Annotated in this window: 26 protein-coding genes and 1 pseudogene; 8 read left to right on the top strand and 19 right to left on the bottom strand. The window is 31.2% G+C overall.

What is annotated here, in order from left to right; translation table 11 throughout:
• The first annotated feature begins 12 nt into the window (after positions 1-12).
• From mglC to NRK67_13155, 3 genes are all read left to right on the top strand, one after another.
• On the top strand, positions 13-1,014 hold the full coding sequence (mglC, locus tag NRK67_13165) for a galactose/methyl galactoside ABC transporter permease MglC (GenBank protein ID UUV18232.1): 1,002 nt from the start codon (positions 13-15) through the stop codon (positions 1,012-1,014).
• A gap of 12 nt (positions 1,015-1,026) precedes the next feature.
• Positions 1,027-1,620 carry a hypothetical protein gene (locus tag NRK67_13160; protein ID UUV18231.1) on the top strand — a complete coding sequence of 198 codons (594 nt, stop codon included), beginning with the start codon at positions 1,027-1,029 and terminating at the stop codon, positions 1,618-1,620.
• Positions 1,621-2,099: 479 nt separating this feature from the next.
• Positions 2,100-2,957, top strand: coding sequence for a 5'-nucleotidase, lipoprotein e(P4) family (locus NRK67_13155; protein ID UUV18230.1), 858 nt, complete (start codon positions 2,100-2,102; stop codon positions 2,955-2,957).
• 155 nt (positions 2,958-3,112) lie between these two features.
• On the opposite strand, the gene NRK67_13150 is transcribed toward NRK67_13155, so the two are convergent.
• The 6 genes from NRK67_13150 to htpX all read right to left on the bottom strand — a co-directional run bounded on the left by NRK67_13150 (position 3,113) and on the right by htpX (position 10,050).
• Positions 3,113-4,963: a fructose-specific PTS transporter subunit EIIC gene (locus NRK67_13150; GenBank protein UUV18229.1), complete on the bottom strand. Its 1,851-nt coding sequence runs from the start codon at positions 4,961-4,963 to the stop codon at positions 3,113-3,115.
• Between the two features lie 43 nt (positions 4,964-5,006).
• Positions 5,007-5,930 (bottom strand): 1-phosphofructokinase, encoded by a 924-nt coding sequence (gene pfkB, locus NRK67_13145; protein ID UUV18228.1) that lies wholly within the window; start codon positions 5,928-5,930, stop codon positions 5,007-5,009.
• Positions 5,927-6,667 carry a DeoR/GlpR family DNA-binding transcription regulator gene (locus NRK67_13140; GenBank protein ID UUV18227.1) on the bottom strand — a complete coding sequence of 247 codons (741 nt, stop codon included), beginning with the start codon at positions 6,665-6,667 and terminating at the stop codon, positions 5,927-5,929. The genes pfkB and NRK67_13140 overlap by 4 nt, the downstream gene beginning before the upstream one ends.
• 381 nt (positions 6,668-7,048) lie before the next feature.
• Entirely contained in the window at positions 7,049-7,906 is an 858-nt protein-coding gene (locus NRK67_13135; GenBank protein ID UUV18226.1) for a rhodanese-like domain-containing protein, read from the bottom strand.
• Between the two features lie 264 nt (positions 7,907-8,170).
• Positions 8,171-9,067 (bottom strand): 23S rRNA (adenine(1618)-N(6))-methyltransferase RlmF, encoded by an 897-nt coding sequence (rlmF, locus tag NRK67_13130; GenBank protein ID UUV18225.1) that lies wholly within the window; start codon positions 9,065-9,067, stop codon positions 8,171-8,173.
• Between the two features lie 149 nt (positions 9,068-9,216).
• A complete protein-coding gene (gene htpX, locus NRK67_13125) occupies positions 9,217-10,050 on the bottom strand; it encodes a zinc metalloprotease HtpX (GenBank protein ID UUV18224.1) in 834 nt (277 codons plus the stop codon).
• A 191-nt stretch (positions 10,051-10,241) separates the two neighbouring features.
• Here htpX and NRK67_13120 point away from each other — a divergent pair, with 191 nt between their 5' ends.
• A complete protein-coding gene (locus NRK67_13120; GenBank protein UUV18223.1) occupies positions 10,242-10,709 on the top strand; it encodes an META domain-containing protein in 468 nt (155 codons plus the stop codon).
• A gap of 159 nt (positions 10,710-10,868) precedes the next feature.
• Here the strand turns inward: NRK67_13120 and NRK67_13115 are convergent, their stop codons facing one another.
• Positions 10,869-11,513 carry a histidine phosphatase family protein gene (locus NRK67_13115; GenBank protein UUV18222.1) on the bottom strand — a complete coding sequence of 215 codons (645 nt, stop codon included), beginning with the start codon at positions 11,511-11,513 and terminating at the stop codon, positions 10,869-10,871.
• A 120-nt stretch (positions 11,514-11,633) separates the two neighbouring features.
• Here NRK67_13115 and NRK67_13110 point away from each other — a divergent pair, with 120 nt between their 5' ends.
• Positions 11,634-12,545 carry a TIGR01212 family radical SAM protein gene (locus tag NRK67_13110; GenBank protein ID UUV18221.1) on the top strand — a complete coding sequence of 304 codons (912 nt, stop codon included), beginning with the start codon at positions 11,634-11,636 and terminating at the stop codon, positions 12,543-12,545.
• Positions 12,546-12,547: 2 nt separating this feature from the next.
• On the top strand, positions 12,548-13,525 hold the full coding sequence (locus tag NRK67_13105; GenBank protein ID UUV18220.1) for a TIM barrel protein: 978 nt from the start codon (positions 12,548-12,550) through the stop codon (positions 13,523-13,525).
• Positions 13,526-14,304: 779 nt separating this feature from the next.
• On the opposite strand, the gene NRK67_13100 is transcribed toward NRK67_13105, so the two are convergent.
• The 8 genes from NRK67_13100 to NRK67_13065 all read right to left on the bottom strand — a co-directional run bounded on the left by NRK67_13100 (position 14,305) and on the right by NRK67_13065 (position 20,990).
• Entirely contained in the window at positions 14,305-15,279 is a 975-nt protein-coding gene (locus NRK67_13100; protein ID UUV18219.1) for a tyrosine-type recombinase/integrase, read from the bottom strand.
• A 153-nt stretch (positions 15,280-15,432) separates the two neighbouring features.
• The gene (locus tag NRK67_13095; protein UUV18218.1) at positions 15,433-15,867 is read right to left on the bottom strand and encodes a hypothetical protein; all 435 of its coding nucleotides are present in this window, start codon (positions 15,865-15,867) and stop codon (positions 15,433-15,435) included.
• 11 nt (positions 15,868-15,878) lie between these two features.
• Positions 15,879-16,598, bottom strand: a complete 720-nt coding sequence (locus tag NRK67_13090; protein UUV18217.1) for a PHP domain-containing protein — start codon at positions 16,596-16,598, stop codon at positions 15,879-15,881.
• Positions 16,595-17,272: a 16S rRNA pseudouridine(516) synthase gene (locus tag NRK67_13085; GenBank protein UUV18216.1), complete on the bottom strand. Its 678-nt coding sequence runs from the start codon at positions 17,270-17,272 to the stop codon at positions 16,595-16,597. Before NRK67_13085 ends, NRK67_13090 begins: the two co-directional genes overlap by 4 nt.
• A gap of 175 nt (positions 17,273-17,447) precedes the next feature.
• Positions 17,448-17,972, bottom strand: coding sequence for an NUDIX hydrolase (locus tag NRK67_13080; protein UUV18215.1), 525 nt, complete (start codon positions 17,970-17,972; stop codon positions 17,448-17,450).
• Complete coding sequence (locus NRK67_13075; GenBank protein ID UUV18214.1) at positions 17,962-18,729, bottom strand: RNA methyltransferase; 768 nt, start codon at positions 18,727-18,729, stop codon at positions 17,962-17,964. Before NRK67_13075 ends, NRK67_13080 begins: the two co-directional genes overlap by 11 nt.
• 125 nt (positions 18,730-18,854) lie before the next feature.
• Positions 18,855-19,403 carry a C-GCAxxG-C-C family protein gene (locus NRK67_13070; protein ID UUV18213.1) on the bottom strand — a complete coding sequence of 183 codons (549 nt, stop codon included), beginning with the start codon at positions 19,401-19,403 and terminating at the stop codon, positions 18,855-18,857.
• A 129-nt stretch (positions 19,404-19,532) separates the two neighbouring features.
• The gene (locus NRK67_13065; protein UUV18212.1) at positions 19,533-20,990 is read right to left on the bottom strand and encodes an NAD(P)/FAD-dependent oxidoreductase; all 1,458 of its coding nucleotides are present in this window, start codon (positions 20,988-20,990) and stop codon (positions 19,533-19,535) included.
• 145 nt (positions 20,991-21,135) lie between these two features.
• Here NRK67_13065 and NRK67_13060 point away from each other — a divergent pair, with 145 nt between their 5' ends.
• Positions 21,136-22,005 carry a lysophospholipid acyltransferase family protein gene (locus tag NRK67_13060; GenBank protein ID UUV18211.1) on the top strand — a complete coding sequence of 290 codons (870 nt, stop codon included), beginning with the start codon at positions 21,136-21,138 and terminating at the stop codon, positions 22,003-22,005.
• A gap of 48 nt (positions 22,006-22,053) precedes the next feature.
• On the opposite strand, the gene hisE is transcribed toward NRK67_13060, so the two are convergent.
• The 4 genes and pseudogenes from hisE to NRK67_13040 form a co-directional block, all read right to left on the bottom strand.
• Positions 22,054-22,470: a phosphoribosyl-ATP diphosphatase gene (gene hisE / locus NRK67_13055; protein UUV19939.1), complete on the bottom strand. Its 417-nt coding sequence runs from the start codon at positions 22,468-22,470 to the stop codon at positions 22,054-22,056.
• A 38-nt stretch (positions 22,471-22,508) separates the two neighbouring features.
• A pseudogene (locus NRK67_13050) lies at positions 22,509-22,781 on the bottom strand (HisA/HisF-related TIM barrel protein).
• Positions 22,747-23,397 (bottom strand): ATP phosphoribosyltransferase regulatory subunit, encoded by a 651-nt coding sequence (locus NRK67_13045; GenBank protein UUV18210.1) that lies wholly within the window; start codon positions 23,395-23,397, stop codon positions 22,747-22,749. The pseudogene NRK67_13050 and the gene NRK67_13045 overlap by 35 nt, the downstream one beginning before the upstream one ends.
• Positions 23,398-23,729: 332 nt before the next feature.
• Positions 23,730-24,527, bottom strand: coding sequence for a histidinol-phosphatase HisJ family protein (locus NRK67_13040; protein UUV18209.1), 798 nt, complete (start codon positions 24,525-24,527; stop codon positions 23,730-23,732).
• A gap of 822 nt (positions 24,528-25,349) precedes the next feature.
• Between NRK67_13040 and NRK67_13035 the strand changes: the two genes are divergently transcribed.
• Positions 25,350-26,033: an Asd/ArgC dimerization domain-containing protein gene (locus tag NRK67_13035; protein ID UUV18208.1), complete on the top strand. Its 684-nt coding sequence runs from the start codon at positions 25,350-25,352 to the stop codon at positions 26,031-26,033.
• Positions 26,034-26,055 lie beyond the last annotated feature (22 nt).

Raw genomic sequence — 26,055 nt, 5'->3', positions numbered from 1 at the left:
TTTGGAGGAAATATGGATAAGAAAAAAGTAAAGAATTGGGGAACAGAAAACGCGATATACCTGGTATTGATAGCTTTACTGGTATTTATAGTTATGAAGGAACCGACGTTTTTATCGGTTAGAAATTTAACCAATATATTGACCCAGTCATCAGTTAGAATAATTATTGCCTTAGGAGTTGCCGGTCTTATTGTAACCCAGGGAACAGATCTGTCTGCAGGACGTCAAGTTGGAATGGCTGCTCTGATATCGGCATCACTTCTGCAATCTACCAGTGCTGCAACTAAGGTGTTTCCTAATATAGGAGAGATGCCTCTAATGGTAGTTTTATTATTAGTTATAATAATCGGTGCTATAGTTGGATTATTAAATGGGATAGTTATAGCGATTTTTCATGTAACGCCGTTTATAGCAACCTTAGGTTCTATGATCATTGTATATGGTGCTAATTCATTATATTTTGATCTAATAGGAGCATCTCCAGTAGCATCCTTTGATCCCCGGTTTTCAAAGTTTACCCAGGGTGTTTTTAGGATATCAGGATACCGTTTTTCATATTTGATAATCTACGCTACTATTGCAACTGTTATTACTTGGGTATTGTGGAATAAAACTAAATTTGGTAAAAACATATTTGCTATTGGTGGAAATCCTGAAGCAGCAGCAGTTTCCGGAGTAAATGTAAGAAATAATCTGTTAAAGGTATATATCCTTTCTGGAATTTTTTATGCTGTAGGGGGATTTTTAGAAGCAGGAAGGATCGGATCAGCTACAAATAATATTGGATTTATGTATGAATTAGATGCTATCGCAGCCTGTGTCGTTGGTGGAGTTTCCTTTAGCGGGGGAGTCGGTAGGATCAGCGGGGTAGTAACAGGAGTTATAATCTTTACTGTTATAAATTACGGTCTGACATATATAGGTATCAGTCCATATTGGCAGTATATTATAAAAGGATTGATCATTATCATAGCTGTAGGTTTAGACACAAGAAAATATCTTAAAAAGAAATAGGTGGTTTTTTATATGATTAAATTAATTGGTATGTCAGTACAGGAGATAAGGGAGGCTTTAGAAAATATACAGTGTTCAATCTCTGATGAGATTGGGATAGGGAAGGGAAATTTAGAATTTTTGGAAGAGATGTTAGAACATAAAACTATAATAGGTTTTGCTTTTGATCTGGGTATAGAGATAAATTTCTTTAAAGATGATCAATCTCTAGCTGAAACAGGGCAAAAGATATTAAGTGCCAAAAAAAATGGGATTGAAAGGGGAATGTATAAAAGTTTCGGGACATTTAAAGAACAGATAGACAAGATAGACTATGAAAAAGTTGAGAGTAACCCAGTAGAAGAATTGGAAATATTGGGGTTTTGTTATTTGCTGGAGGGCCTTAAATATCACTTTAAAAATGATATCTATATCCTCTTAGAGATTGAAACTAGATTTACTAACTTTACAAAAAAACCAGATGAGGCTGTAAAATTTTTATTAGATCTCCAGGAAAAACATATTTTATTGGATGATGTAGAAAAATATTTTGAGGAGAAACTATCTCTAGAAGAGAGACAGAATTTAGAAAAGATAATGAAAAAATATGAAAAGATGGAGTTATAGTTAATTTTTATCTTTAATATGTTTATTAAAAACTGAGAAAGGCACTTAGAAAAAATTCTAAGTGCCTTTTATTATTTCTTTATTTTTAAGGGTAAATATTATATTAATTTGAAAAATACATAGAAAACTAGGAATATAATTATAAGAAAAAATATGAATTTTAGAAATCCTCCCTTTCTAGCTGCTGAATTACTTCTTATTCTGATTTTTTTCTTTTTTCTCATCTCCTAACCCCCCGGTATTATTTTCTCGTAAGTATAGTATATTATAAAATTAATTAAATTTCAAAATTATTTATAGAATCAATCATATATCGAGAAAAGATTTCCTTAATATATGATTAGTTTTTTTATACTGATCTAGTAATTTTCAACAGACTCCTCACTTTTCCTTTATTTTTATTATGAATAAACGGCCTTATTGTAATTTATTTTTCCCTATGTTACACTTAATTAAAATTTAAGTTTATAGGAGGCAGAATGAAAAAGAAAATTTTATTAATTGCAGCATTATTAACATTAGGGACAGCTTGCACAACTGCTAAAACAAAAGTATCTGAACCAACTGCAAAAATCAGTATAATATCCAATGAGAATAATGATACAGCCGAGTTTGCCAATCAATCGGTACTTGGAACAGTCTGGGTAAGGGATTCAGGAGAGTATAGAGCATTGACCCATCAGGCATACAACTCTGGGAAATCTTATCTAAAAGAAATAGCAAAAGACCCCCAAAATAAAGGTGAAAAATTAGCTGTAGTCTTAGATTTAGATGAAACGGTATTAGATAATAGTGCATTTGCTGCATGGCAGGCCGTTAACCATAAACTATACAGTTCTAAAGACTGGGCAAGGTGGGTAAATGCAAAAGAGGCAACAGAAGTTCCGGGGTCTGTAGACTTTATAAAAACTGCAAAGGAGTTAGGTTTTGAAGTGTTCTATGTTTCAAATAGAAGTGCTGAGTTAACAATACCCACAATAGAAAATTTAAAGAAGATAGGAGCTCCCTTTGCAGACAAGGACCATGTATTAGGAAAAACTACTACATCTAATAAGGCACCGAGGTTAAAGAGTATAGAGGATAAAGGATATACAATAGTTCTTTTAGGTGGAGATAATCTGGATGATTTTGATAGTGTGGTTCATCATAAACTAAATATAGACAGAAAAAATCATGTAGAAGATATGAAAGACAATTATGGAAGTAAATTTATAGTTTTACCGAATCCAGAGTATGGTGGATTTGACAGTGGAATCGTAGAAGGATACTATCAATTATCAACAAGTGAGAAGATGGAAGCTAGAAAAAAAGTGATAAATCCATGGGATGGAAAATAAGCAAGGTAACGTCTAGAGATCTAAAAAAAGTGTCGAGAATTTCTCGACACTTTTTATTATTATTTAAGATATTAAATCAGCAAAATTTATTGGAAAAATAAAGACTTATTAAAATCTATATTGTCCCTGTCTGGATGCAACCGTCACGTTGCTTTTTAGATCTCTTTTTTCAGAGTACCTATTATACCTGCAGTTGCAAGTGAACCTGTAACTACTGAAAGAAGATACATCATTGGATGAGTTATGATAGGGATAACAAATAATCCACCGTGAGGAGCAGGTAATTCTGTTCCAAAATACATAGCCATTCCACCAGCAAGGGCAGAACCAATTATACATGCAGGAATGATCTTTAGTGGATCTGCTGCTGCAAATGGTATAGCTCCCTCTGTGATAAATGAAGCTCCTAATATAAAGTTAGTTTTACCGGAGTTTTTCTCTTCGTCTGTAAATTTATTTTTAAATAATACTGTAGCTATAGCTATTCCTAATGGTGGTACCATTCCACCAGCCATAACAGCTGCATGGGGAGCATAGTTTCCAGAAGCGATAGCTGCAATACCAAAGGTAAATGCCGCTTTGTTGATAGGCCCACCCATATCTACTGCCATCATTCCACCTAATACTATTCCTAATACAATTAAGTTATTTGTTCCCAGTCCATTAAGGAAAGTTACCATTCCACTGTTTATAGAGGCTATAGGTCCTAAAATAATTGTCATTATTCCACCTGTGATAAATAACCCTAATACAGGGAAGATTAATATTGGTTTTAATCCTTCCATAGATTCCGGCATATTAGAAGTTGATTTTTTAATAAAGTTAACAACATAACCACCTATGAAACCAGCTAATAGTCCTCCTAAGAATCCACCGCCATTAGAATTGGCCATCATTCCACCAACCATGGCAGGCATGAATCCGGGTCTATCTGCAATACTCATTCCGATAAAACCGGCTAAGATTGGAACCATCAGTGCAAATGCTCCTCCCCCTCCTATATCCATCAAGAATTTTGCAAATTTATTGAAATTGGGATCTGCAGGATCAAAAGCTTTTATTCCAAACATGAATGAAACAGCAATTAAGATACCTCCTCCTACAACGAATGGCAGCATATTCGATACTCCATTCATCAGATGTTTATAAAATCCGCTTCTTTTAGGAGCGTTGTCATTACTGGATTTTTTATTCTGATCTGTTCTATATATAGGAGACTTGGGAGCACTATTAATCAATTCTTCCGGTCTCTTGATCCCATCTTTTACAGGAACGATAAGTACAGGTTTTCCGTCAAATCTATTCATTTCTATAGCTTTATCAGCGGCTACAATGATACCTGCAGCACTATGGATCTCTTCTTCAGTAAGCTTATTCTTTATCCCTGTAGAACCATTCGTTTCTACCTTGATATTTATTCCCATCTCTACAGCTTTCTTTTTCAGTGCATCTGCTGCCATATATGTATGAGCTATTCCTGTAGGACACCCAGTTACTGCTAAGATACTTCCCTTTGCTGCTTCTACTTCTAAATTTATATTTCCGTCCTCTTCTACCTCTTTTTTATTGATTAAAGAGATAATTTTTTCAGGAGTTTCAGCATTTAAAATAGCTTCTCTAAAATCATCATCAATTAGAAATGTAGTTAACTTAGAGAGTGTTTCTATATGGGTATCGCTTGCATTTTCTGGAGCTGCAATCATAAAGAGTAAGTTGCTAGGTTCTCCGTCTAAAGAATCATAGTCTATTCCATCCTTTGAAATTCCTAACACTAAAGATGGATTTGTTACATATTTAGATTTTGCATGGGGAATAGCTATTCCCTCTTCTAATCCTGTTGAACTCTGGGATTCCCTCTTTAAGATATCCTTCATATATCCTTCTAAGTTATTAATATTATTATTTTTATAGTGTAGTTCACATAGTTCGTTTATAACTTCACCTTTGTTTATTCCTTTTAAATCCAAAGTAATACTACTTTCGTTTATTAAATCTGTAATTTTCATATTCTTCCCCCTTATGGTATAGATTAATAATTAAACTTTTCTTTTATGGTGTTTCTATAATTTGTTCTATTTTCACCTCCTTCAACAACCTTTCTACTTCTATTTCTGTACATAAATTTTCTGAAAATGCTGACGCACTTCCACATGCAATACCTAATTTAAATGCCTTTAAAATATCCAGGCCCTTATAAACACCGCAGGTAAAGCCGGCTACTAAAGAATCACCTGCACCTACAGAATTAACTAATTTCCCTTTTGGAGCATTGGCTATATATGAAGCTGTAGGAGTTATAAGAAGTGCTCCGTCTCCAGCCATTGAAACAATTATATTTTGAGCTCCCAAATCAAGTAATTTTTTACCATATAGAATTGTATCTTCTATAGAATCTAATTTTACATCAAATATATCACCTAATTCGTGATTGTTAGGTTTTATCATATAAGGTTTCCCCTTGATCCCTTCTAATAGTGCCTCACCTTTAGCATCTAATATGACTTTTACTCCATTGGGAATATCAGTCATAATATCTTTATATATAGTTGAACTTATAGATTTTGGTACACTGCCAGAGAGAACTAAGGTGTCACCAGTTATCAATGATCCTAATTTTACTTTTAATTTTTTTAATGCCTCTGATGATATCTCAGGAGAATTTCCATTTATCTCACTCTCGCTGTTGATATCTTTCATCTTTATATTTATCCTGGTATCACCGGAAACTTCTATAAAGTCATGATTTATATCTTTTTTATCCAGAGATTTTTTTATGAAATCTCCTGTGAATCCCCCTGTAAATCCTAGTGTTGTATTAGGAGTTTGTAGATTAGTCAGGACCTGACTCACGTTTATTCCTTTTCCCCCTGGTAATTTATATTCTGATTTTGTCAGGTTTATATCTCCAGGAACAAAATTTTCAACATTTATTATATAGTCTATAGATGGGTTTAATGTTAATGTATAGATCATTTTATGACCTCCTCAATTGTATTTATGTTATGATATCTTTCATCTATAATGGTATCTGTAATTATCTTTACTTCCTCTAAATTTCCAAATTTTGAGAATGAAATTTTATTAAATTTGGTATGATCTGCTAAAATATATGAAACTTTAGAATTTTGAATAACCTTTTCTTTTATCAGGGCCTCATCTGGATCTGGAGTTGTCAGACCGGCTTTTATATCTATGGAATTAGAACCTATAAATGAAATATCATAGTTATAGCTTTCAATAGTCTTCAATGCATCTTTTCCAATCAATGCACCTGTTTTATGTTTTAGCGCTCCTCCTGTAAAATAGCTTTTTATCTTGTATTTAGACAATTCCTTTACATGGTGGATCCCGTTAGTTACTACGGTAACATCTTTTGATCTCATATGTTTTATAAGGTATTCTGTAGTTGTCCCGGCATCTAAAAATACACAGTCATTTTCCTTTATATAGGTAGAGGCAAGGAAGGCTATATTCTCTTTAGCTTCATTATTTTGACTGGTTTTGGAAACTAGATCCTCCTCATAGGAAATATTGGATATACGAGCTCCTCCATGAACTCTTGTTAGTATTCCATTTTCTTCCATCCTTGCTAAATCTCTTCTAATTGTTGATTCAGATGTTTTTAATTTTTCTGTTAATTCTTTTAGTGTCACTGTTTTTTTGATTTCTAACATTGACTTTATTATCTCTTCTCGTTTTATTTGTATCATTTCACATCACCTACGATCATTATATTATACTTCTAAATATATTTCAATCATTTTCTTTCAAAAAACATCAAAACCTTTCAAAAATGGTGTAAAATAACCATTTAATCCCCTAATAAAATAACAAGATTGTAAATTCTAGAGTATCTATATTATATAGGGATAAAACCTAACAGAGACCAGTAAAAACAAGGTTTATAATTTTTGTATTAAATTAATAAAATAACGACCTGTCAAAACAAATCATTCAATAAAAAATATAATAAAAAAAGAGGTTTATACCTATAAAATATAAGATATAAACCTCTTTAATAATATTCAGCTTTCTACTTTTTTTATTTATAAACCCCTAGATAATGCCCATCTGAATGCAACATCACGTTTTTATTTTTCTAATTCTAATGTCTTTAAGGCTGCCCATCTATAAAATGAAGCATCATAATTTCTTGCATTATAACCTAATTTCTCTAAAACAACCTGCATATGAGCAGATCTTATTCCAGCTGTACAATAAGTTACTATCTTCATATTATTTTCAATTCCCTTTGAGTTTAATATTTTCTCTATGGCTTTAGAATTCTTTAAAGTCCCATCTTTTTCTAAAAATGAGTTAAATGGAATATTAATAGCTCCTTTTATGTGTCCCCCTCTAGCTTCACCAAACTTAGTAGCACCTAAATATTCATCTTGCTCTCTGGTATCTATTATAACTAGATCCTTAAATTCTTTGATCAATTGATCGGTTGTTATATTTCTACTATTATCCCATTTAACTATAGAGTTAGTTACTTCAGGATATTTTGTTTTAGAGAATGTAGTCTTTCGATTTTCACTCTTCCATTTGTCTATTCCTCCATCTAGTATATGAAGGTTTTTAAATCCTGCCATTTGCAGCGTCCAGTATACACGGCCATCTTCTCCCCAGGCACCTAGTGTTTTACTATAAACTACAATTTCATCTGTTGACTTTATGCCTAATTCATTTAACTTTTTTGATAAATTATCAATTTCTAATACCGTTCCCCATTTTTCAGATCCAAATTCAGCATCCATATCAGATAGAGATTTCCAGTTTACTTCAATAGCTCCCGGTATATGTCCCAGTTTATAAGCTTTCCCTCTAGCATCTATAATCTTAATATTATCCTTATTTTGAGACAACCACTCTGTAGTTACAAAAGTCTCACTAAAAGATAACACCCCCATTAAAAGAAATATCCCTAGTATTAATCGTTTTTTCATTTTAAATCTCCCTATATAATTTTTATCTGCCACTTCTATAGTTTATATCATTTTTTTTTATTAGACAAGAAAAATAAAAGAAACGTAACGTTTCATCTAGATAGGAGGAAATGAGATTTTATAAACTAATATCTCAAGATTCTTAGATTATGTAATAATCTTTATCGAGTAGAAGTCTTGGTGATTTTTGGTGATTATCCTTGGAGGTAAAATTTAATGTATCAAAAAAAAGAGTCTCATAAGACTCTTTTTAAAAAAATGGTACTATTTTTTTTTCGTGTTAAAACTCCAAGCTAAAATTCTAGATATTTTATTCCCATGTACCATCTCTATAATTCTTATATCTGATGCACCTAATTTCTTTAGGATTTTTTCCATAGGTTTTACATTTTCTCCCTTAGATACAAGGGAAGTAAAGTATCCCACCTTATTTGAAAATAAAAGACTTTCTCTGGCCATTTTTTTCAGAAATAGGATCTCTCCTCCCTTGCACCAAAGTTCAGCTTTTTGCCCTCCAAAGTTTAGTTTTTCATTTAGATTAGAGGCCCTGGTTTTATTCAAATTATCTCTTTTTTGTTTGTTGGCAGATAACGCTTCCTTTAAAGAGGCATGAAATGGCGGGTTACACATAGTCATATCTACATATTCTTCATCTATAATTCCTTTAAAGAAATTATTTTTATCACTTTGAAGTTTAATAACTATACTGTCTTCTAAATTATTTTTTTGAATTATTTCCTTTGCATTTTTTACTGAAACAGGATCGATATCCGAACCTATAAACTTCCACCCATAAGCACTATTTCCGATAATGGGATAGATACAATTTGCACCGGTTCCAATATCTAAAACCTTGATATTTTTTTTAGATCTTGGCAATAGATCCGATATATGATGGATATAGTCAGCTCTTCCCGGAATAGGGGGACATAAAAATCCCTTTGGAATATCCCAATTTTCGATACCATAATAAGATTTTAGCAGAGCCCTATTTAATTCCAGAACTGCTTTTTCATCTCCAAAATCAATTGTATTATCACCACTTGGGTTACTTTTTATGTGTTTTTTTAATCCTTTAGAGTCCTTTATAAGGGATTTAAAATTATATCTTCCTGAATGTGGATTTCTGGAATGAAACCCTTTTTGTTTTTTATTCTTCAATTCATTTCTCCTATATAATCATTGATTTTACCAGTTTAAATTGTAACATGATTACAATAAATTAGCAATATGACAGCTTGAGACTGCATTGAGATCGTTTTAATTCTCTATATAAAAAGAACGCCTGGAAAGACGTTCTTTTGGGTACCTTATAATTGTCTGGCCTGTTCTTCTAACTTTACTATCCTATCCTTTGTAGATGGATGGGTGCTGAATAATTTTGCCATATTTTGTCCCTTTAATGGATTTACTATAAACATATGTGCTGTTGCCGGCTTAGCATCCATAGGTGTTCTGGTACTCCACATCTCTAATTTTTTCAGAGCGTTAGCCAGATAGAGTGGATTTCCTGCTAATTTTCCACCATAGCTGTCAGCTTTATATTCACGGGTACGTGAAATTGCCATCTGAACTAACATTGCTGCCATTGGAGCAAAGATAGCTATTCCAATAAGAGCTATAGGATTTTTGTCTTCATCATCTCTTCCACCAAATATAGCTGCCCATCTTGCCATAGTAGCCAGGTATGCAATGGCACCGGCAAAGGATGCTGCCATAGTCCCAATCAATATATCTTTATTATGTACGTGACCCAATTCATGGGCTAAAACACCCTTTAGTTCATTTCTATCTAAAATTTCTGTGATTCCACGGGTAACTGCCACTGCTGCATGTTTTGGATTTCTTCCTGTTGCAAATGCATTTGGCTGTGACTGGTTGATCATATATACCTTTGGCATAGGAAGGTCCGCTCTTTCTGCTAGTTCCCTTACTATAGAATATACTTCAGAGTTTTTTTCTACCTCTTGTGCCTTATACATTCTTAAGACTATTTTATCGCTGTTCCAATAACTTATCATATTCATACCAAAAGAAAATATTAGGGCAAACATGGCACCATTCCGTCCACCGATGGCTCCTCCTATAAATAATAATATCAATGTCATAGTGATCATCAATAAAAATGTTTTAACTGCGTTCATAAACTTCTCCTCCTATCTAACTCAATAATGGTTTACAGCATATTATAACCTAAACTCATAAAATAGTAAAACTTTAGATATAACTAGGAATTATTTCTAATTTATGGTATATATATGTATGCACTTTATTTTATTAAAAAAAATTAATTTTTAAACCAAAGAGTGTTTATCTAATGGGAGGTTTGTATATTATGAAAAAAGTATTATTAATATTAGCATTATCAGGTTTTATCATCTCGTGTTCTGCTAATAAGCCGATGGAAACAGGAACAGATTCAGTAAGTATAGAGGTTATTCAAAAAGAGTTTACAGGAACTACTTGGAAGTTATCTAAATATTTATCAGATGAAAAATTAAAAGATGTAACAGCTACTTCAAAAGCTGATTTAAGGTTTGAAGATGGAAAATTTAATGGTGATGCAAGTGTCAATAGATACTTCGGCAGCTATATACTAAATAACAATGAACTTAACATGGGCAAAATTGGATCAACTATGATGATGGGACCTGAAGATGCTATGCAACAAGAATATGCATTTACTTCACTTTTACAAAAAGTTACATCTTACGAGATCGTAGGAGAAGAATTAAAACTTTTAAGTGAGGGAGAAGTTATATTGGTTTTGACTGCTGTAGAAGAAGTGGAAGAAAATAAATAAAATTAAATAAAAAAAGAATCATCTCTATTGAGGTGATTCTTTTTTTAGTCTAGGAAATTATACCCATAAGGAGCATCACCAAAGTATCTAAAAATCTTGAGATAAAATTTATAAAAATCTAAATTATGTCTATCTGGATACAGTATCATTTTGCTTTTTTTAATTTTCTTTCAATTCATCTAATATTTGTTCTTCCCCTTCTAAGTGTGCTATATCACCTAAAGAGACTATAGAAAACCCAAAATCATTATAAACTAACTTGGTTATACTGCTATTAGATATCATAAATTTTCTGTGTGTTTCATAGGGAATGCAGAGTAAAGCTCTAATCAATGGACTGATAACTCCACCATGTGTAACTATAACTATTTTTTGATCTTTATGATTTTCAATAATATCCACAAGACTCTCCATAGTTCTTTTAGTAACCTGGTTATAAGATTCTCCATTTGGAATCATATAATTTTTACTGTCATTTCTATAGTACTTATATTGAGTAGGAAAAAATTTCTTGATCTTTGGCCAATTAGCACCCTGAAATATCCCCCAATGTCTTTCTCTGACTCCAGAAATTTCAATGATATCTTTATCTATATGTTGATTTATTATGTTCGCTGTATCAACAGCTCTCTTCAAATCACTGGTATAGATTATATCGGGATTTATTTTTTTCATCCTCTGGGATAAAAGATTAGATTGGTGGATACCATTATCTGTTAAGGGACTGTCTAACTGACCCTGTATTAATTTTTTAGTGTTCCAAATAGTTTCCCCATGTCTAATTAAGAAAATTTCTGTGTTCATCTTTGTCACCTCGTAAATTTTATCTGCTTATAATTTTACCATATTTTGTAGAATAAAGACAGGTCTAACTAAATACGTGGTATAATGACAGAATAAACAAACAGGAGCTGATAATATAAGATGAGATGGGGAGAAAAAAGATATAATTCATTAAATTATTTTTTAAGAGAAAAATTTGGAGAGAAAATATATAAAGTTTCTTTGGATGGAGGATTTACCTGTCCCAACAGAGACGGAACATTGAGTAAAAAAGGATGTATATTTTGCAGCGATAGCGGAAGCGGGGAGTTTGCAGGGTCTAGAAAGAAAAGTATAACAGATCAGATTGAGGAACAACTGAAATTGATCAGTAAAAAATTCCCCCACGGAAATGTTATCGCTTATTTTCAAAATTTTACAAATACATATGGAGATTTAGAATATTTAAGAAAAATATACGAGGAAGCACTTTCTCACCCTAGAGTAGTGGGATTGGCTATAGCAACCAGACCAGATTGTATAGATGATGGGATCTTAGATCTTTTGGAGGAGTTGAATAATAAAACTTTTTTATGGGTAGAATTGGGCTTACAGACTACAGATGAAAAAACAGCCATAAAGATAAATCGAGGATGGAAGCTGGATGTATTTGACAATATGATGGAGAAATTAAACAATAAAAACATAAAGGTCGTTGCTCATATTATTTTGGGACTCCCAAATGAAAGTCACAAAACTATGTTAGATTCTATAAGATATATAGTCAAGAAAAAAGTATGGGGAGTAAAGTTTCATCTTTTACACATAATTCAAAATACAAATTTAGAAAAGCTGTATATAGAGACGAAATTCCATACTCTGACTAAGGAGGAGTATATAGATCTCATAGGAAAAGGTATCAAAATTTTAGATAAAGACATGGTCATCCACAGGCTCACCGGAGACGGGAGTCGTGAAACTCTCATTGAACCCAGATGGAGTCTGGATAAAAGAAATGTTTTGAATTCCATAGAAAAACACCTCAAAGAAAAAAATATATCACAAGGGGAATAGGCATGAAAAAATTACTTAGTTTTATAGCATCTGACAACTATCTGGAACAAATAGGAGATGGGTGGAATGAATTGGATAGAATTTTACAAAAATATAAATTAGATGGTATAGAAACTATGACCGGTGGATTTTATAACCCTGAAAATATAGAGAGTGTAAAAGCTATTGGGCATCATCTATTATATTTTCCATCATGGCTGCATATGTGGCTGGAGGATAAGGAAGAATTAATAAAAGAATTTGATAGTTTGGAAAAAGCTGTAGAAGTTTATGGAGGATGGGGGCGTCAAAGGTTGGTTGATTTTTATAAAAGTGAACTTTTAGACTCCATTAAGATGGGATCGGAATATATGGTTTTTCATGTAGCTCATGTTGGACTGGATGAAGTATTTGGCGATAATTTTAAATATGGAAATAAAGAGGTTTTAGGTTATACAGTGGAACTTCTCAATGAAGTTTTTAAAGATGTGAAGAATGGGCCTATATTACTTTTAGAAAATTTATGGTGGCCGGGAATGGACCTCTTAGATGAGATAGAAACAAAAGAGTTTTTAGATCAGATAAATTATTCTAACAAAGGGATTATGCTGGATATATCCCATCTGACATTAACAGATAAAAATATAAACAATTTTGAAACAGTTGAAAAATATATAGGAGAGGTAATTTTAAATTCTAAAATTCTAAAAAGATATATCCGCGGAATTCATCTAAATGCTACTTTTCCATTTTTATATAGAAAAAATAGATTAAAAGAAAACCAAAACAAAATAGCTGTTACTAAAAATAGAATAGACCGATATGGAATAATAATAGATCATATCACCAATTTAGATTCTCACGAAATATATAATGACAACTCTATAAATAGAATTCTAGAAAAATTAGATATTGAATATTTAGTCTATGAATTTAAATGGAAAAATAAAAATCAATTGTTGGAAAATTTAAAAAAGCAAAATAAAGTCCTATTAATTTAATTATAGATTTATTTTTATGAAATCAAATATAATAAACTATACTATCGCCCTTTATATTTATATATAAATGGGATTTTTAATTTTTAACATCAAAATTACAAGATCAATTTTATAAAAATTATCTGAAATAATCACTAGATAATAGAATAAAAAATCAATTGTTTTCTTTTAATATGTATTTTAAAAAATACATTGTTATTTTATTTTTTATATAAATGATATAAAAACAATTTAATTTTTGTTTATTTAAATTTTCTTTTATGTGATTAAAATAGAAAATAAATATGAAAATATTTTCATCTCTATAATTTCTTCTGGAAAAGAGATCTATTTTTAGACCAGGGAGGAGATCCTGGTCTTTAATTCTATGATAAATAAAAAAATCCATAAACAGATAATTAGTTTCACTTCTACAAAACTCTCTTTTTTCTCGCTGTCACAACAGTCATGGCTAGCTGAACATAAGCTGTAGATTCCATTAGAGTTAATCTACTTGCTTATTCTTCATCATACAAACAACACAGATTATAATTATCTCAACTAATTATAAAAATAAGAAAATATACTTTTAAGTTTAAAAAATACAAACATAGTTTATCATACATATAATCTCTGCAAAACTATTGATTTTAAAGGGTTTTAACACAATAATTACTTGGAGTAATTATAATTTTTTTAACAATACTAAATATAACAGTTATTATATTTAGTATTTATATAAATGTATATAAATTAATTATTACTTGAGATAATATCGTCTGTAAAAAAAGAAGCTATCATCAAATCAGCTTCGGTAATTTGGTGATAGCTCTTTTCTCTAATATATTTTTTGCATTGATATATACTTCGGTAACTTTGGTGTCGGCATGTCCTAAAAAATCACGTATTTCTAAAATATCCGCACCACGTAGAGATAACTCTGTAGCTACTGTATGCCTGATATTGTGTGGAGAAATATCCTTTCCTATGGTGAGACCTTTATCCTTTATGATTCTATACAAATTATTATAGGACATTTTCTCGTTAGGAAGAAAGCTCTTAGAAAAAATATAGTGATCTAATATCTCTTCCAAATCAACTTTATAAAGCTTTATGATGTAATTTTTAAACTCCATTATTTTTTTATAACACTCATCATGGAGAGGTTTATATTGTTCTTTTCCACTTTTCGTCTCTTTCAACCTCAAAACTATACTTCCCTGCCTCTCGATTATATCCTCGTATTTCAAGTTTATTAACTCGGAACTTCTCAACCCAGTATAGAATAAAGTATATAAAATAACCAGATCCCTAAAACTCTTATCATCTACAACGGAAAAATTTAATATAATCTCCTTCAATTCCTCATATGAGAGTTTGAGAACGTTATCTAAATTATGTTTAGTTGTTTTAAATAGAGGGACATATTTGAATGGATTATTATAACCATTCTTCTCCAATTCCTTATATAGACTCTTAAGAGATGATATACTCTTATTGATAGAGCTTTTTTTTAACTCTCTCTCATGGAGGAGATGTTTCAGATAATCTTCTATATCTTCTTTTTCAATGTTGTTCATCATATTCATAGTTTCATCAGGATTTAGATCCCCGTCATATTCGTATATGTATTTTAAAAAGTCATTTAAATGGAACATATAATCTTTTAAAGTTTTTTCAGACTTATAGATAGAAAATATTGTCCCGCTATTTTCTCGATTTCTTCTTCGTTTTTTAGGAATCGAGAGACTGGTGTCTTTTTTTATTAATTCCATAACCCCTCCTAAAGTCCTATTATTATTTTTATGGAAACTCGTTATATTTAAATATAAGCTTCTGACACTTACTGATGCTTGTGTAAAAATAAAAAACCTCTAATTTCAAAAATATACAAAAAAAGTTATTTTTAGAGGTTTTATCTATTTTTTTTATTTTCCCCATTTAAAATCTAAAACTTCAACCTTATAGTCTCTACCTGGAATGCCTTCTAACTTAATTCTTTTATTAAATTCTCTGCTTTCTCTATAATTCAGATCTTTTATAGTAAATGTTCTCAAAATAGAATACTGACCATCAATTTTCCATTTTACATTATAGGTAACATATTCTAATTTTTTTCTACTTTGATTTGTAACAGTTCCTGTAAGACTTCTTCCATCACTCCTTTTAGGAGAAACATCTACATTGGATAATTTAACTTTGCTTTCAAACTCTTTTACACTTTCAAATTCTTTTTCCAATGCCCAGGTTTTATCTTCCATTAATACAATGTTTTTTCCTTCGGCATTTTTAACTACTTCCTTTACTTCTGAATATGTCGAAATTGTAATTGCTAAAAAAGTAAATATAATAATTTTTTTCATATTTCTCACCTCTATATATTTTTACCTCTAAGAACAGCAAATTCCTTTAATTTATCTTCATTTGTATTCAATATTAATTCTTTGTTATAAGTTCCTATTAATTCTATAGCTTCACTAAATTCACCGATAAGAGTAGAAAAATGTGCATCACTCCCCAAAGATATATAAGGCTTATATTTAAAACAAAGTTCCATAATCTTTTCACAGTTTGGTTTCGATCCTGCTCTGCTGGTAGTTAGGGATCCATTGTTAATTTCTATAGCTACATTATGTTTTTTCGCTGCAATAACTACTTTCTCGTAATCTATAGGAAACTCTGGATTTCCCAAATGAACTAAGATATCTACCACATTATTTTGTATAACATTTATAATAGCTTTGGTATTTTTATTTATATCACCGGTATCTCCATATTCAGGGATACTATGAAAACCTCCTATAATAATGTCACAGATCTCAATTATTTTATCATTTATATCTAACTCACCATCTATATTTACTACATTCGCTTCTACACTTTTTAATACTCTTACTCCATCTACATAATCAGGTAATGTTCTCTGATTGGCGATTGCCCACCAATGAGGTGAATCCTGAAGATAAGGACCATGCATGGTGTTAGCAATAATTTTAATTCCTCTTTTCTTTCCAGCTCTGATGTTTTCCTCCAGAGAACTGTAAGCATGAGGTGTGGTATTTGTATGTGTATGCATATCTATTAAAAAATTCATAAGATTTCCTCCACATTGATTTCTCTGACTTCTCCAATTTTCATATCTGCCAATTCTAAACTGGCAAATTTGATTCTCTTTAAATATACCACACAATTGTTTACTGCATGGAGCATCTTCTTAACTTGATGAAATCTTCCCTCACTTATTGTGAGATTTATCTTGTTTTCATCTACCCTTTCACACTTAGATGGTTTAGTAATGTACCCACCTATGTCCACTCCTAATTCTAATTTTTTTATATCCTCATCTGTAATATTTTTTTCAGCTTCCACATAATAAACTTTATCCACATGTTTTTTAGGAGAAAGTAATTCATGGGAAAGAGGACCGTCATTTGTAAAAAGTAATAGTCCCTCTGTATCTTTATCCAATCTTCCAACGGGGAAAAGTTTTTTTTGAATTACCCATTCTGGCAGGATCTCCATAACAGTTTTATCTCTTCTATCCTCAGTTGCCGTAATATATCCAGCAGGTTTATTCATGATATAATATCTCATTGCTTTATATTCTATCATTTCACCCTTGTATAAAATTACATCATCAGTGGAAATATTAAGTTTCGGGGAAATTTCTATCCTTCCATTTACCTTTATTTCTCTAGTTTTCAATATTTTTTTTACTTCGCTTCTGCTCCCTAATCCACATTCAGTTAAATGTTTATCTAATCTCATCTATTTCTCCTCATTTTCTTTTACTCATTGATTAATTTTAATTAAAAAAATTGTTAACAGTATTATATAATTTATTTCAAAAACCTTTTTTGTTTTTAAAAATTTGTTACTATTCACCTTTATTATATCATAATTTTTAATTTATTTTTTCCATAAAAAAATAACCTAAAACAGGCTATTTTTTTAAATTTGATTTTATATAGTTAAGTGAATACATGGTCTTTCCGTCTAAAGGGGTCTTTAATATCTCATCGATCTCTTTTACATCAACTTCTAAAACTTCTAAAAATTCATCCTCATCTAGATTTTGGCATGTTTTAACTAAATCTTCAGCATGATAGATATACATTTTAGAAGAGGAGAGTCCTGGACTTCTAAAATATTCACATACTTTAGTCATTTTTTCAGCTCTGTATCCAGTTTCTTCTTCAAGCTCTCTCATGGCAGCTTTTTCCACATCTTCACCAGGATCTACAAGTCCTGCAGGGATCTCAACTATTTCTTGTTTTAAAGCCGGTCTATATTGTTTAACCAATAAAAGTTTCCCCTCTGGAGTAAATGCAATTACTCCTACAGCTATATAATTCTTTAAAAAAGTCCATCTTACTTGATTACCATTAGGCAGAATTAAGTCTTCCTCATATATCTCAAAATGTTTATTTTCAAAAACTTTGTCTTTTTTTAAATGTTTATACCTCATATTCCTCCAGTATTTCTTTGACCTTATACAATATGATTCCAGTGGCCACTCCTACATTCAGTGATTCTGCACTTCCATATATAGGTATTTTTACAATCTCATTACTCGCTTCTAATATCTCTTTTGATACCCCTTGTCCTTCATTTCCAAAAACAACTGCATTTTTCCCCTGTAGCTTAACCTTGTTATAATTTACACTTTCATTTGTTAATCCGCTAGATAAAATATTGTAGTTATTTAATTTTAAAAATTCCACAAGTTTTTCTTCTGACATGTAGTTTATATTTAGATTAAATAATGATCCCATACTGCTTCTGACACTCTTATCATTATATATATCAACACTTCCAGTTGTTAATATGATATCTTTAAAGCCCACTGCATCAACCAATCTAATGATTGTACCAAGGTTTCCAGGATCCTGAATACGGTCTAAGATAACTATATTTTTTCCTAAATCATCTATAGAATTAGATAGAAAATCATAGATTAAAATTACACCTTGTGAATTTTCTTGTGTTGAAATATCATTAAATAAGGTATCACTATATATATATTTCTTGCAGTTAAAATTATCTATCTTAGGAAAATTTTCTTCCACACCATCACGTAATATGATATATTTAGGGTTTATAGAAAAATCCAAAAATTTATGTCCCTCTGCTAAAAAAAGATTTTCTCTCTCTCTGTATTTTTTTTGTTTTAATTTCTTTATAGTTTTAAATAATTTATTTTCCTTACTGTTTATAAATTCCACTCTTACATCTCCTAACAACTAAATTTGATTACCATATAGTATATATTTATAAGTAAAAAAATACAACTATTTTTTCCAATCATTTTCATATTTAATTAGTTGATTAACAATTAAGATCAGGGTTATTAAAAATTAAAAAGGCCTCTTTTTTTTATTTTGATTTCTTCACTCCCATTTTTAACTACAGTTATTTTCAACTCTCTAGCTATAACTTCAGCAGTTTTATAAGCCAGCTCTCCGGTAAATAACGCACACTGTTCCTTATGCTCCTTAGAACCAAACTTTTTAAACTTACGTGTTAATACTCTACAACATAAAGAGCCTTTTTCCTCTTTAAAATAATCATGAACTTCCTTTGACAGCTTTAAAGTTTTTTTTACTCTTCTATCCTTAGCTTTATCTCTTCCAAAAACCATTCCAATAGCCATGTTAGCACCTACAACTGCACCGCAAACACAGCCAGAACCTCCCATTCCAATAGCAAAACCAGATGCTAACCGAACAACTTCGTCTCCATAATCTAAACCAAACATCTCTTTAATAGCTAAGACAACTGCCTCTGAACAATAAAAATCTCCATCTGTATAATATTTAAATGCACTATTCCTTACCATATCTAAATCTATTTTTTCAACCATAATTAAAATCCTACCTTTATAATATTTATTAATCATTATATCACCTCTTAGAATGAAATAATATTAATTCATAAAAATATTTATTTTAAATTCCATTATTAATTTTCTTACTGTCAAAAAGCAACAAAAAAGTTCTAAGAATCTACAGGACCCTTAGAACTTTTTTTATTTACTTCTTAATTTCATAATCTCTACCCGGACAGGTTCACTCCCGCTTCCTATCCCTCTGGTAGTTATCTCCTCTTCTGAAATGCCATATCTTTTAGCAATAATTTTTTTTACCCGGGGTTCACAGAATCTACCTTGGCATATTCCCATTCCTGCCCGGGTACGCCTTTTTATTCCATCGGTAGAAGTAATTTTTATCCCCCTGTCCAAGGCATCTAAGATCTCTCTCTGTCTGACCTGCTCACACCTGCACACGATCCTATCAGGATCATCCTCATCTAAATTGATATACTCATTTACTGTTTTCATAGGCAGCATATCATCCTTTGGCTTCTTTAAAATGTTGGGCTCTCTATAGGGATTAAACTCATTATTTTTAGGCAGTTCGATTATCTTTTCAACTAAATCTCTTACATACTGGGCTATTGCAGGGGAAGATGTTATCCCCGGTGATTCTATTCCTGCCACATTGATGAATTTTTTAGATTCAGTTTCCTCAATTATAAAGTCGTGGAGACTGCTGGTAGCTCTGGTTCCTGCAAAACTTCTGATAATTTTTTTATTTTCCAAATTTGGAATAGATTTTTCTGCTTTACCTATAATATCAAATAACTTATCTATATTTGTAGAAGTATCATATTTATCATCCATAATTTGTGCATCTGGGCCTACCATAAGGTTGTTGTGATAGGTAGGTGTAACCAAGACACCTTTTCCTTTTTCATTGGGACATTGAAATATAACATGGTTAACTTTATCCCCATACCCCTTTGTATAGACCAGGTATTCCCCCTTTCGTGGGATTATATGAAAATATTCATCATTCATCATATTAGAAATAATATCAGAGTTTACTCCGGCAGCATTGATAACTAACTTTGTCTTTACTTCTCCTGAAACTGTTTTTATGGTATATATATTATTTATTCTATCTATATTTTCGACCCTGCTGTTAAATTTAAATTCCACTCCATTTGATATGGCATTTTCAGCCAACGCTATACAATATTCATAGGGAGAAACTATTCCTGCTTCCTTACAATATAAGGCCCCTACAGCACTTCCTACATTTGGCTCTAATTCTAGTAATTTCTCTCTACCTATAACCTTTAAATTTTCTACTCCATTTTTTTTACCATTTTCAATTATTTTAGATAGTGTTTTTAATTCCTTCTGATCAAAGGCCAGTACCAATGATCCAATTTTTTCAAATCCAAAATTTAGTTCCTTATTTAAACCCTCAAAAAGTATATTACCTCTATGACTAAAGTAACCTTTCTTAGTACCATAGGCAGCATCGTAGCCCCCGTGAACAATCCCTGAATTTGCCTTTGTAGCACCACAGCTTACATCCCCTTCTTGCTCTATTACTACTGTTTTTATTTTATATTTAGAAAGCTCCCGGGCTATACTGCATCCGATAACTCCTCCACCAATTATAGCAACATCATACATCTTACCACTCCTTACTAATATTTATTTCGTAATATGATATTACCCCATTATTGATTTAATTACAAATCTATTTAGTTGAATTGCACCATTATAGTAATTGTGGTAGACTATATAGACTTGAATTATACATAATTAGGAGGATGAAATGAAACATAAATTAGAATATTATCTCATGATTAGTTTTGTAAAATTACTTATGATGTTTCCGGAAAAAACAAGATATAAAATTGCTGAAAAAATAGGAATAATAGGGTATCACCTTATTAAAAAAAGAAGGATGATAGCATTAGCCAACCTAAAATTAGCTTTTCCTGAGAAAACAGATGAGGAAAGAATAGAACTAGCTAAAAAAAATTATAAGGTGCTGACTAAAGCATACCTTTCATCTCTATGGATTATGGACTTTATCTTCGATGAGACAAAGGTCAATGTAGAAAATTACCATATCCTAGACGATGCTGTAGCTGAAAATAAAGGTCTTATCATAGCTAGTATGCATATGGGAAATTTAGAAGCCTCTCTGAAGATTACAGAAAAATATAGATTATCCGATGTGGTTAAAGCCCAAAGGAATCCCTATATCGATGAGTATATCACTAAAAATCGTAGCCAGCTTAATTTTAATATGATAAAAAAATCCAAAAATACCCCTAGAGAACTTCTAAAGGTAATTAAAAACAAGGAGATCTTAGCACTTTTTTCAGATCACAGGGATAAGGGTACTACTGTTAATTTCTTTGGCAGAGACACCATAGCTCCTACAGGTGCCATACACTTCGCATTAAAATTTAAAGTTCCATTGGTATTTGGATATTCCATATTAAATGAAGATAATACTAATACGGTAAAAATTGTAAAAAGAATTGAACTTATTGAAACAGGAGATCTAAAAAATGATGTAAAGGTCAATACACAAAATTTAATCTACCTTATAGAGGAAGCTATCAAGGAACATCCAGAACAATGGATGTGGTTCCATGACAGATGGAGACTGAGTAAGGAATTTAAAAAATAAAGAGAAAAGGCAATCTGATAAATACTCAGCTTGCCTTTTCTCTTTGTTTTACATTCTTTTTATAAGTTCATCTTTTATCTCTTCTAGCCTTATTTCCTGCTCATTTAAAAGGACTAAAAGGTGGTATAAAAGATCACTTACCTCATATATAAGTTCTGATTTATCAGAATTTTTAGCAGCAATAATTACCTCTGCACACTCTTCTCCTACTTTTTTTAGTATCTTATCTAATCCTTCTTTATACAGATAGGCTGTATATGACCCTTCCATGAGATTTTTTTTTCTGTCTTTTAAAATATCATCAAGGGTAAAGAGTGCCTCTCCCATGGTCAGATTTTTAACAGGTGTGACTTTATTAAAAAAACAAGATCTTTTTCCTGTATGACACGCAGGACCTTTTTGTTCTACTTTTATAAGTAAAGTGTCTCCATCACAGTCGCAGGATAGTTCTTTTGTTTTTTGAATATTTCCAGAACTTGCTCCCTTGTTCCAGAGTTCCTTTCTGCTTCTCTGATCAGATCAGGATTTTTGACTGCCCCTGAATTGACACTTACTTTATCTGCACCTGCCTTTAATACCATGTCAAAATCATTGAGTGTATTGATCCCTCCTCCTACTGTGAGGGATATAAATATTTGGTTTGCCACCTGCTCAACAATATCTGTAAAAAGCTCTCTTTCTTCATTAGTAGCAGTGATATCATAAAAGACTAACTCATCAGCACCCATCTCATTATATATTTTAGCAAGTTTTACAGGGTTTTCTTTGTTTATCAGTTACTGCCATTTTATAAAGAGTTTCCTTTACCCTTTTAAAGTTTCCGAAGAGCTTGTTTAATTGGAGGAGTCTGGTAATTTTTTCCTCTTCTATATCAATTTTTACAAGGTAACTTTCAAGATCACTGCTTCTTCTATAGAGATATTCAAGTATCTGTTCCCCTTGCTCTTTCTCCTCTGTTAGAGTCTCTATCATCTCTTTGATAAATTCCGTATTAGAAATACACAAAATATAACTATGGTCTAATTTTTCCAAGGTCTGTACAGCAAGATCTAAGATCTCTATATCGGATAAGATGTTTTCACCACCCAGATACTCTATTCCCACCTGTTTCCTTTCATTGAATTCCAGACCTTTTTTATCTGCACGAAACACACTGTCACTATAATAAAATTTTCCACTTTGAGTCTGCTGCTCGAAAAAATATTTTACTACCGGTAGAGTCATATCCGGTCTTAACACATAAAGATCCCCATTTGGATTTATTATATCTTTATTAGTAAAGTATGTATCATACTTTTCAAAGGTATTCAATTTAATCTTTTCATATCCGTAGTACTCGAATATCTTTTCAAAATCCATAATAAACGCCTCTTCTTTTCTGTAGTTTTTCATATTATTCCTCCTATAAAAAGCAATGTGATATTATATAGAATATAAAAAAAAGAGCACCCAGATACATTTTAGTATCTGGGTGCTCTCAAAAATTCTCAGTTTTCAAGAAATGTTTATCATCACTCCAGATACAGACCCTAAATTTTCGTTAAACGAAATGGATCTGTATCTTAAAAGAATACAAACCCTGTTAGCAGTGATGATGATGCCTATTATTAAACATTTTATTAATCATTTTTTCCTCCTAAGAATATTTTAATTATTATAACATATTTGGTTTTTTTATTTTAATCATTCTAGCATAAGTTTTATCTTTTGCATACTTTTATTTTTTAAATTTTATGAAATGTCTTTTTTCTCCTCTCAAAAGTAGTCACATATTGAAACCCTGCACGTTTTAAATAATCTATAGCTTTTTCATAGTTACTTAAGACCCTTTCAGCTATATGGGAGTCACTTCCTATAGTAATTATTGACCCTCCCATCTCCTTATAAAATTTAATTATATCCAAGGTAGGATTTATATTAGCAGAATCATAAAAAAGTCCGCCTGTATTTATCTCTATCCCCTTCCCCTCTTGTATTATATGGATAAAAAGCTCCCTTAATACCTCTTTAGATCCCTCTAACTCATGAGTTTGTGCCTCTAAAAAATATCTTCTTATTAGATCAATATGCCCTACTACATCGTAATCGTTAAAATATTTAAAAACATCTAACATCTCCTGGAAATATCTAGTAAAAAAATCATCTATATTCCCGACATTGGGATCCATAGTGTATAGATCTTTCCCCTCAAGACAGTGGGCAGATGCCAGAATAAAATCAAATTTATTTTTTTTTGTATAATTGACCAGTTCCTGTATATTTTTTTCCCCTGTCTGTATCCCAATTTCAACACCCATAGATAGATCTATCCTTTTTCCATAGATAGAACGCATCCTTTCAAACTCCTTTTTGTATGCATCATAATCTAAATTAAATTTTTTAATCTCATGGGGAAAGTTGAATTCCATATGCTCTGTAAAACATAATTTTTTCCCGCCTTTTCTTATAGCTTCTTCTACAATGTTAGACATTTTCTCCGATGAATCATCAGAAAATTCTGAATGGATATGATAATCAAACATAATTAATCCTCCGTTTTATTTTTAATGAATTCTTAAAGTAAGATAATAAATACAATGCTTTTTTAATAATAAAAACTATCAAGACTAAAGTTAGAGTTGACATTGACAAATTTTATATAGTACATATTACTACACAAGAGAGAATTTACATAGAATTTTAGTTGAAATTTGAAATAAATCTGGGAAAAATAAAAATATATAAATATTTCTTTAAAAAAATGTTGACATAATCAAATAATATCTGATAATATTAATTCAAATAAAAAGAGAAGAAAGAAAATCACAGGAGGATTTGTTATGTTAATCAGGAGAAGCAGGATGAGAAGAAAAGAATCAATAAACCCTATCATTCTAAAATGGCTTGATTAATCTGATAATTTTTTGTGCAAAGATTTGGAAATGAATACTTCCAATGAGTATATAAAAAAATTGTTAACAGGCCGGCAATTAATATTGCTGGCTTTTGTTTTAAAGATAACCTGGTAGAAGCCCCTTTAGAAAGCTTATACCAGGTTTTTTTATTTATAAAAATTTATTGAATGCATGAGAAAAGATCGAATAAACTTTACAGCTAAGATAGATGACAGAAGATATAATAAATTATTAAGAAATATTTTGAGGAGGAACACAGATGCTAAGGAAAAGGTTCAGGAGAAGTAATTTAAAATCTAGTATTTTTTTATAACCGATAAGATCTTTGTCGATTCCTAGGAGTCTGCCAAATTTTCGGTAGGCTCATTTTTTATACAAAAAAATAGGATAAAACAAGGAAAAATAGAAATTTAAAACAAAATAAGTTCATAAATTGGAGGGAAAAAACAGATGAAAAATGTCGGAATATTAGGAGCCACCGGGTATGCTGGTCAACAACTTTTAGGGCTGTTGAGAACCCATCCTCAGATAAAAATAGAATTTATTGCCTCTCATAGTTATGAGGGACAGGAGTTTTCTAGCATATATGAAAATTACTCCTATGAATTTAATAAGGTATGTATTTCTAATACACAGGTTGAGAAATATCTCAATAAAATAGACCTTCTTTTTATAGCTCTTCCCCATGGAAAAGCCTTTGAAATCACAAATGCAGTGGCAACTCACAGGCATACACCGGAGATAGAACAAGAGGCTGGTAAAATTAGTAAAAAAGAGATAACTCTTACATTCACTCCCCACCTTGTCCCTATGAATAGGGGGATCTTATCAGTTATCTATGCAAAACTTAGAGAAGATATCGAAGAAAAAGAGTTAAAAAAGATATATTCAGAGGAATATCATGGAGATAAATTTATAAGAATCAAAGATACCTTACCTGAAACAAGGTGGGTAAAAGGAAGTAACTATTGCGATATCACTGTAAGAGTGGACAAAAGAACGGGAAGGGTCATAATTATATCGGCCATAGATAACCTTATGAAGGGTGCAGCAGGTCAAGCAATACAAAATATGAATGCGATATTTGGATTTGAGGAAGCGACAGGAATAGATTTCATCTCTATTTTTCCTTAAATTTCATTGGAGAGGAGGAATA

Source organism: Fusobacteria bacterium ZRK30 (assembly GCA_024628785.1).
Taxonomy (GTDB): domain Bacteria; phylum Fusobacteriota; class Fusobacteriia; order Fusobacteriales; family Fusobacteriaceae; genus Psychrilyobacter.
Note: the sequence above shows the minus strand (reverse complement) of the source record. Positions and strands in the feature narration are given on the sequence as shown.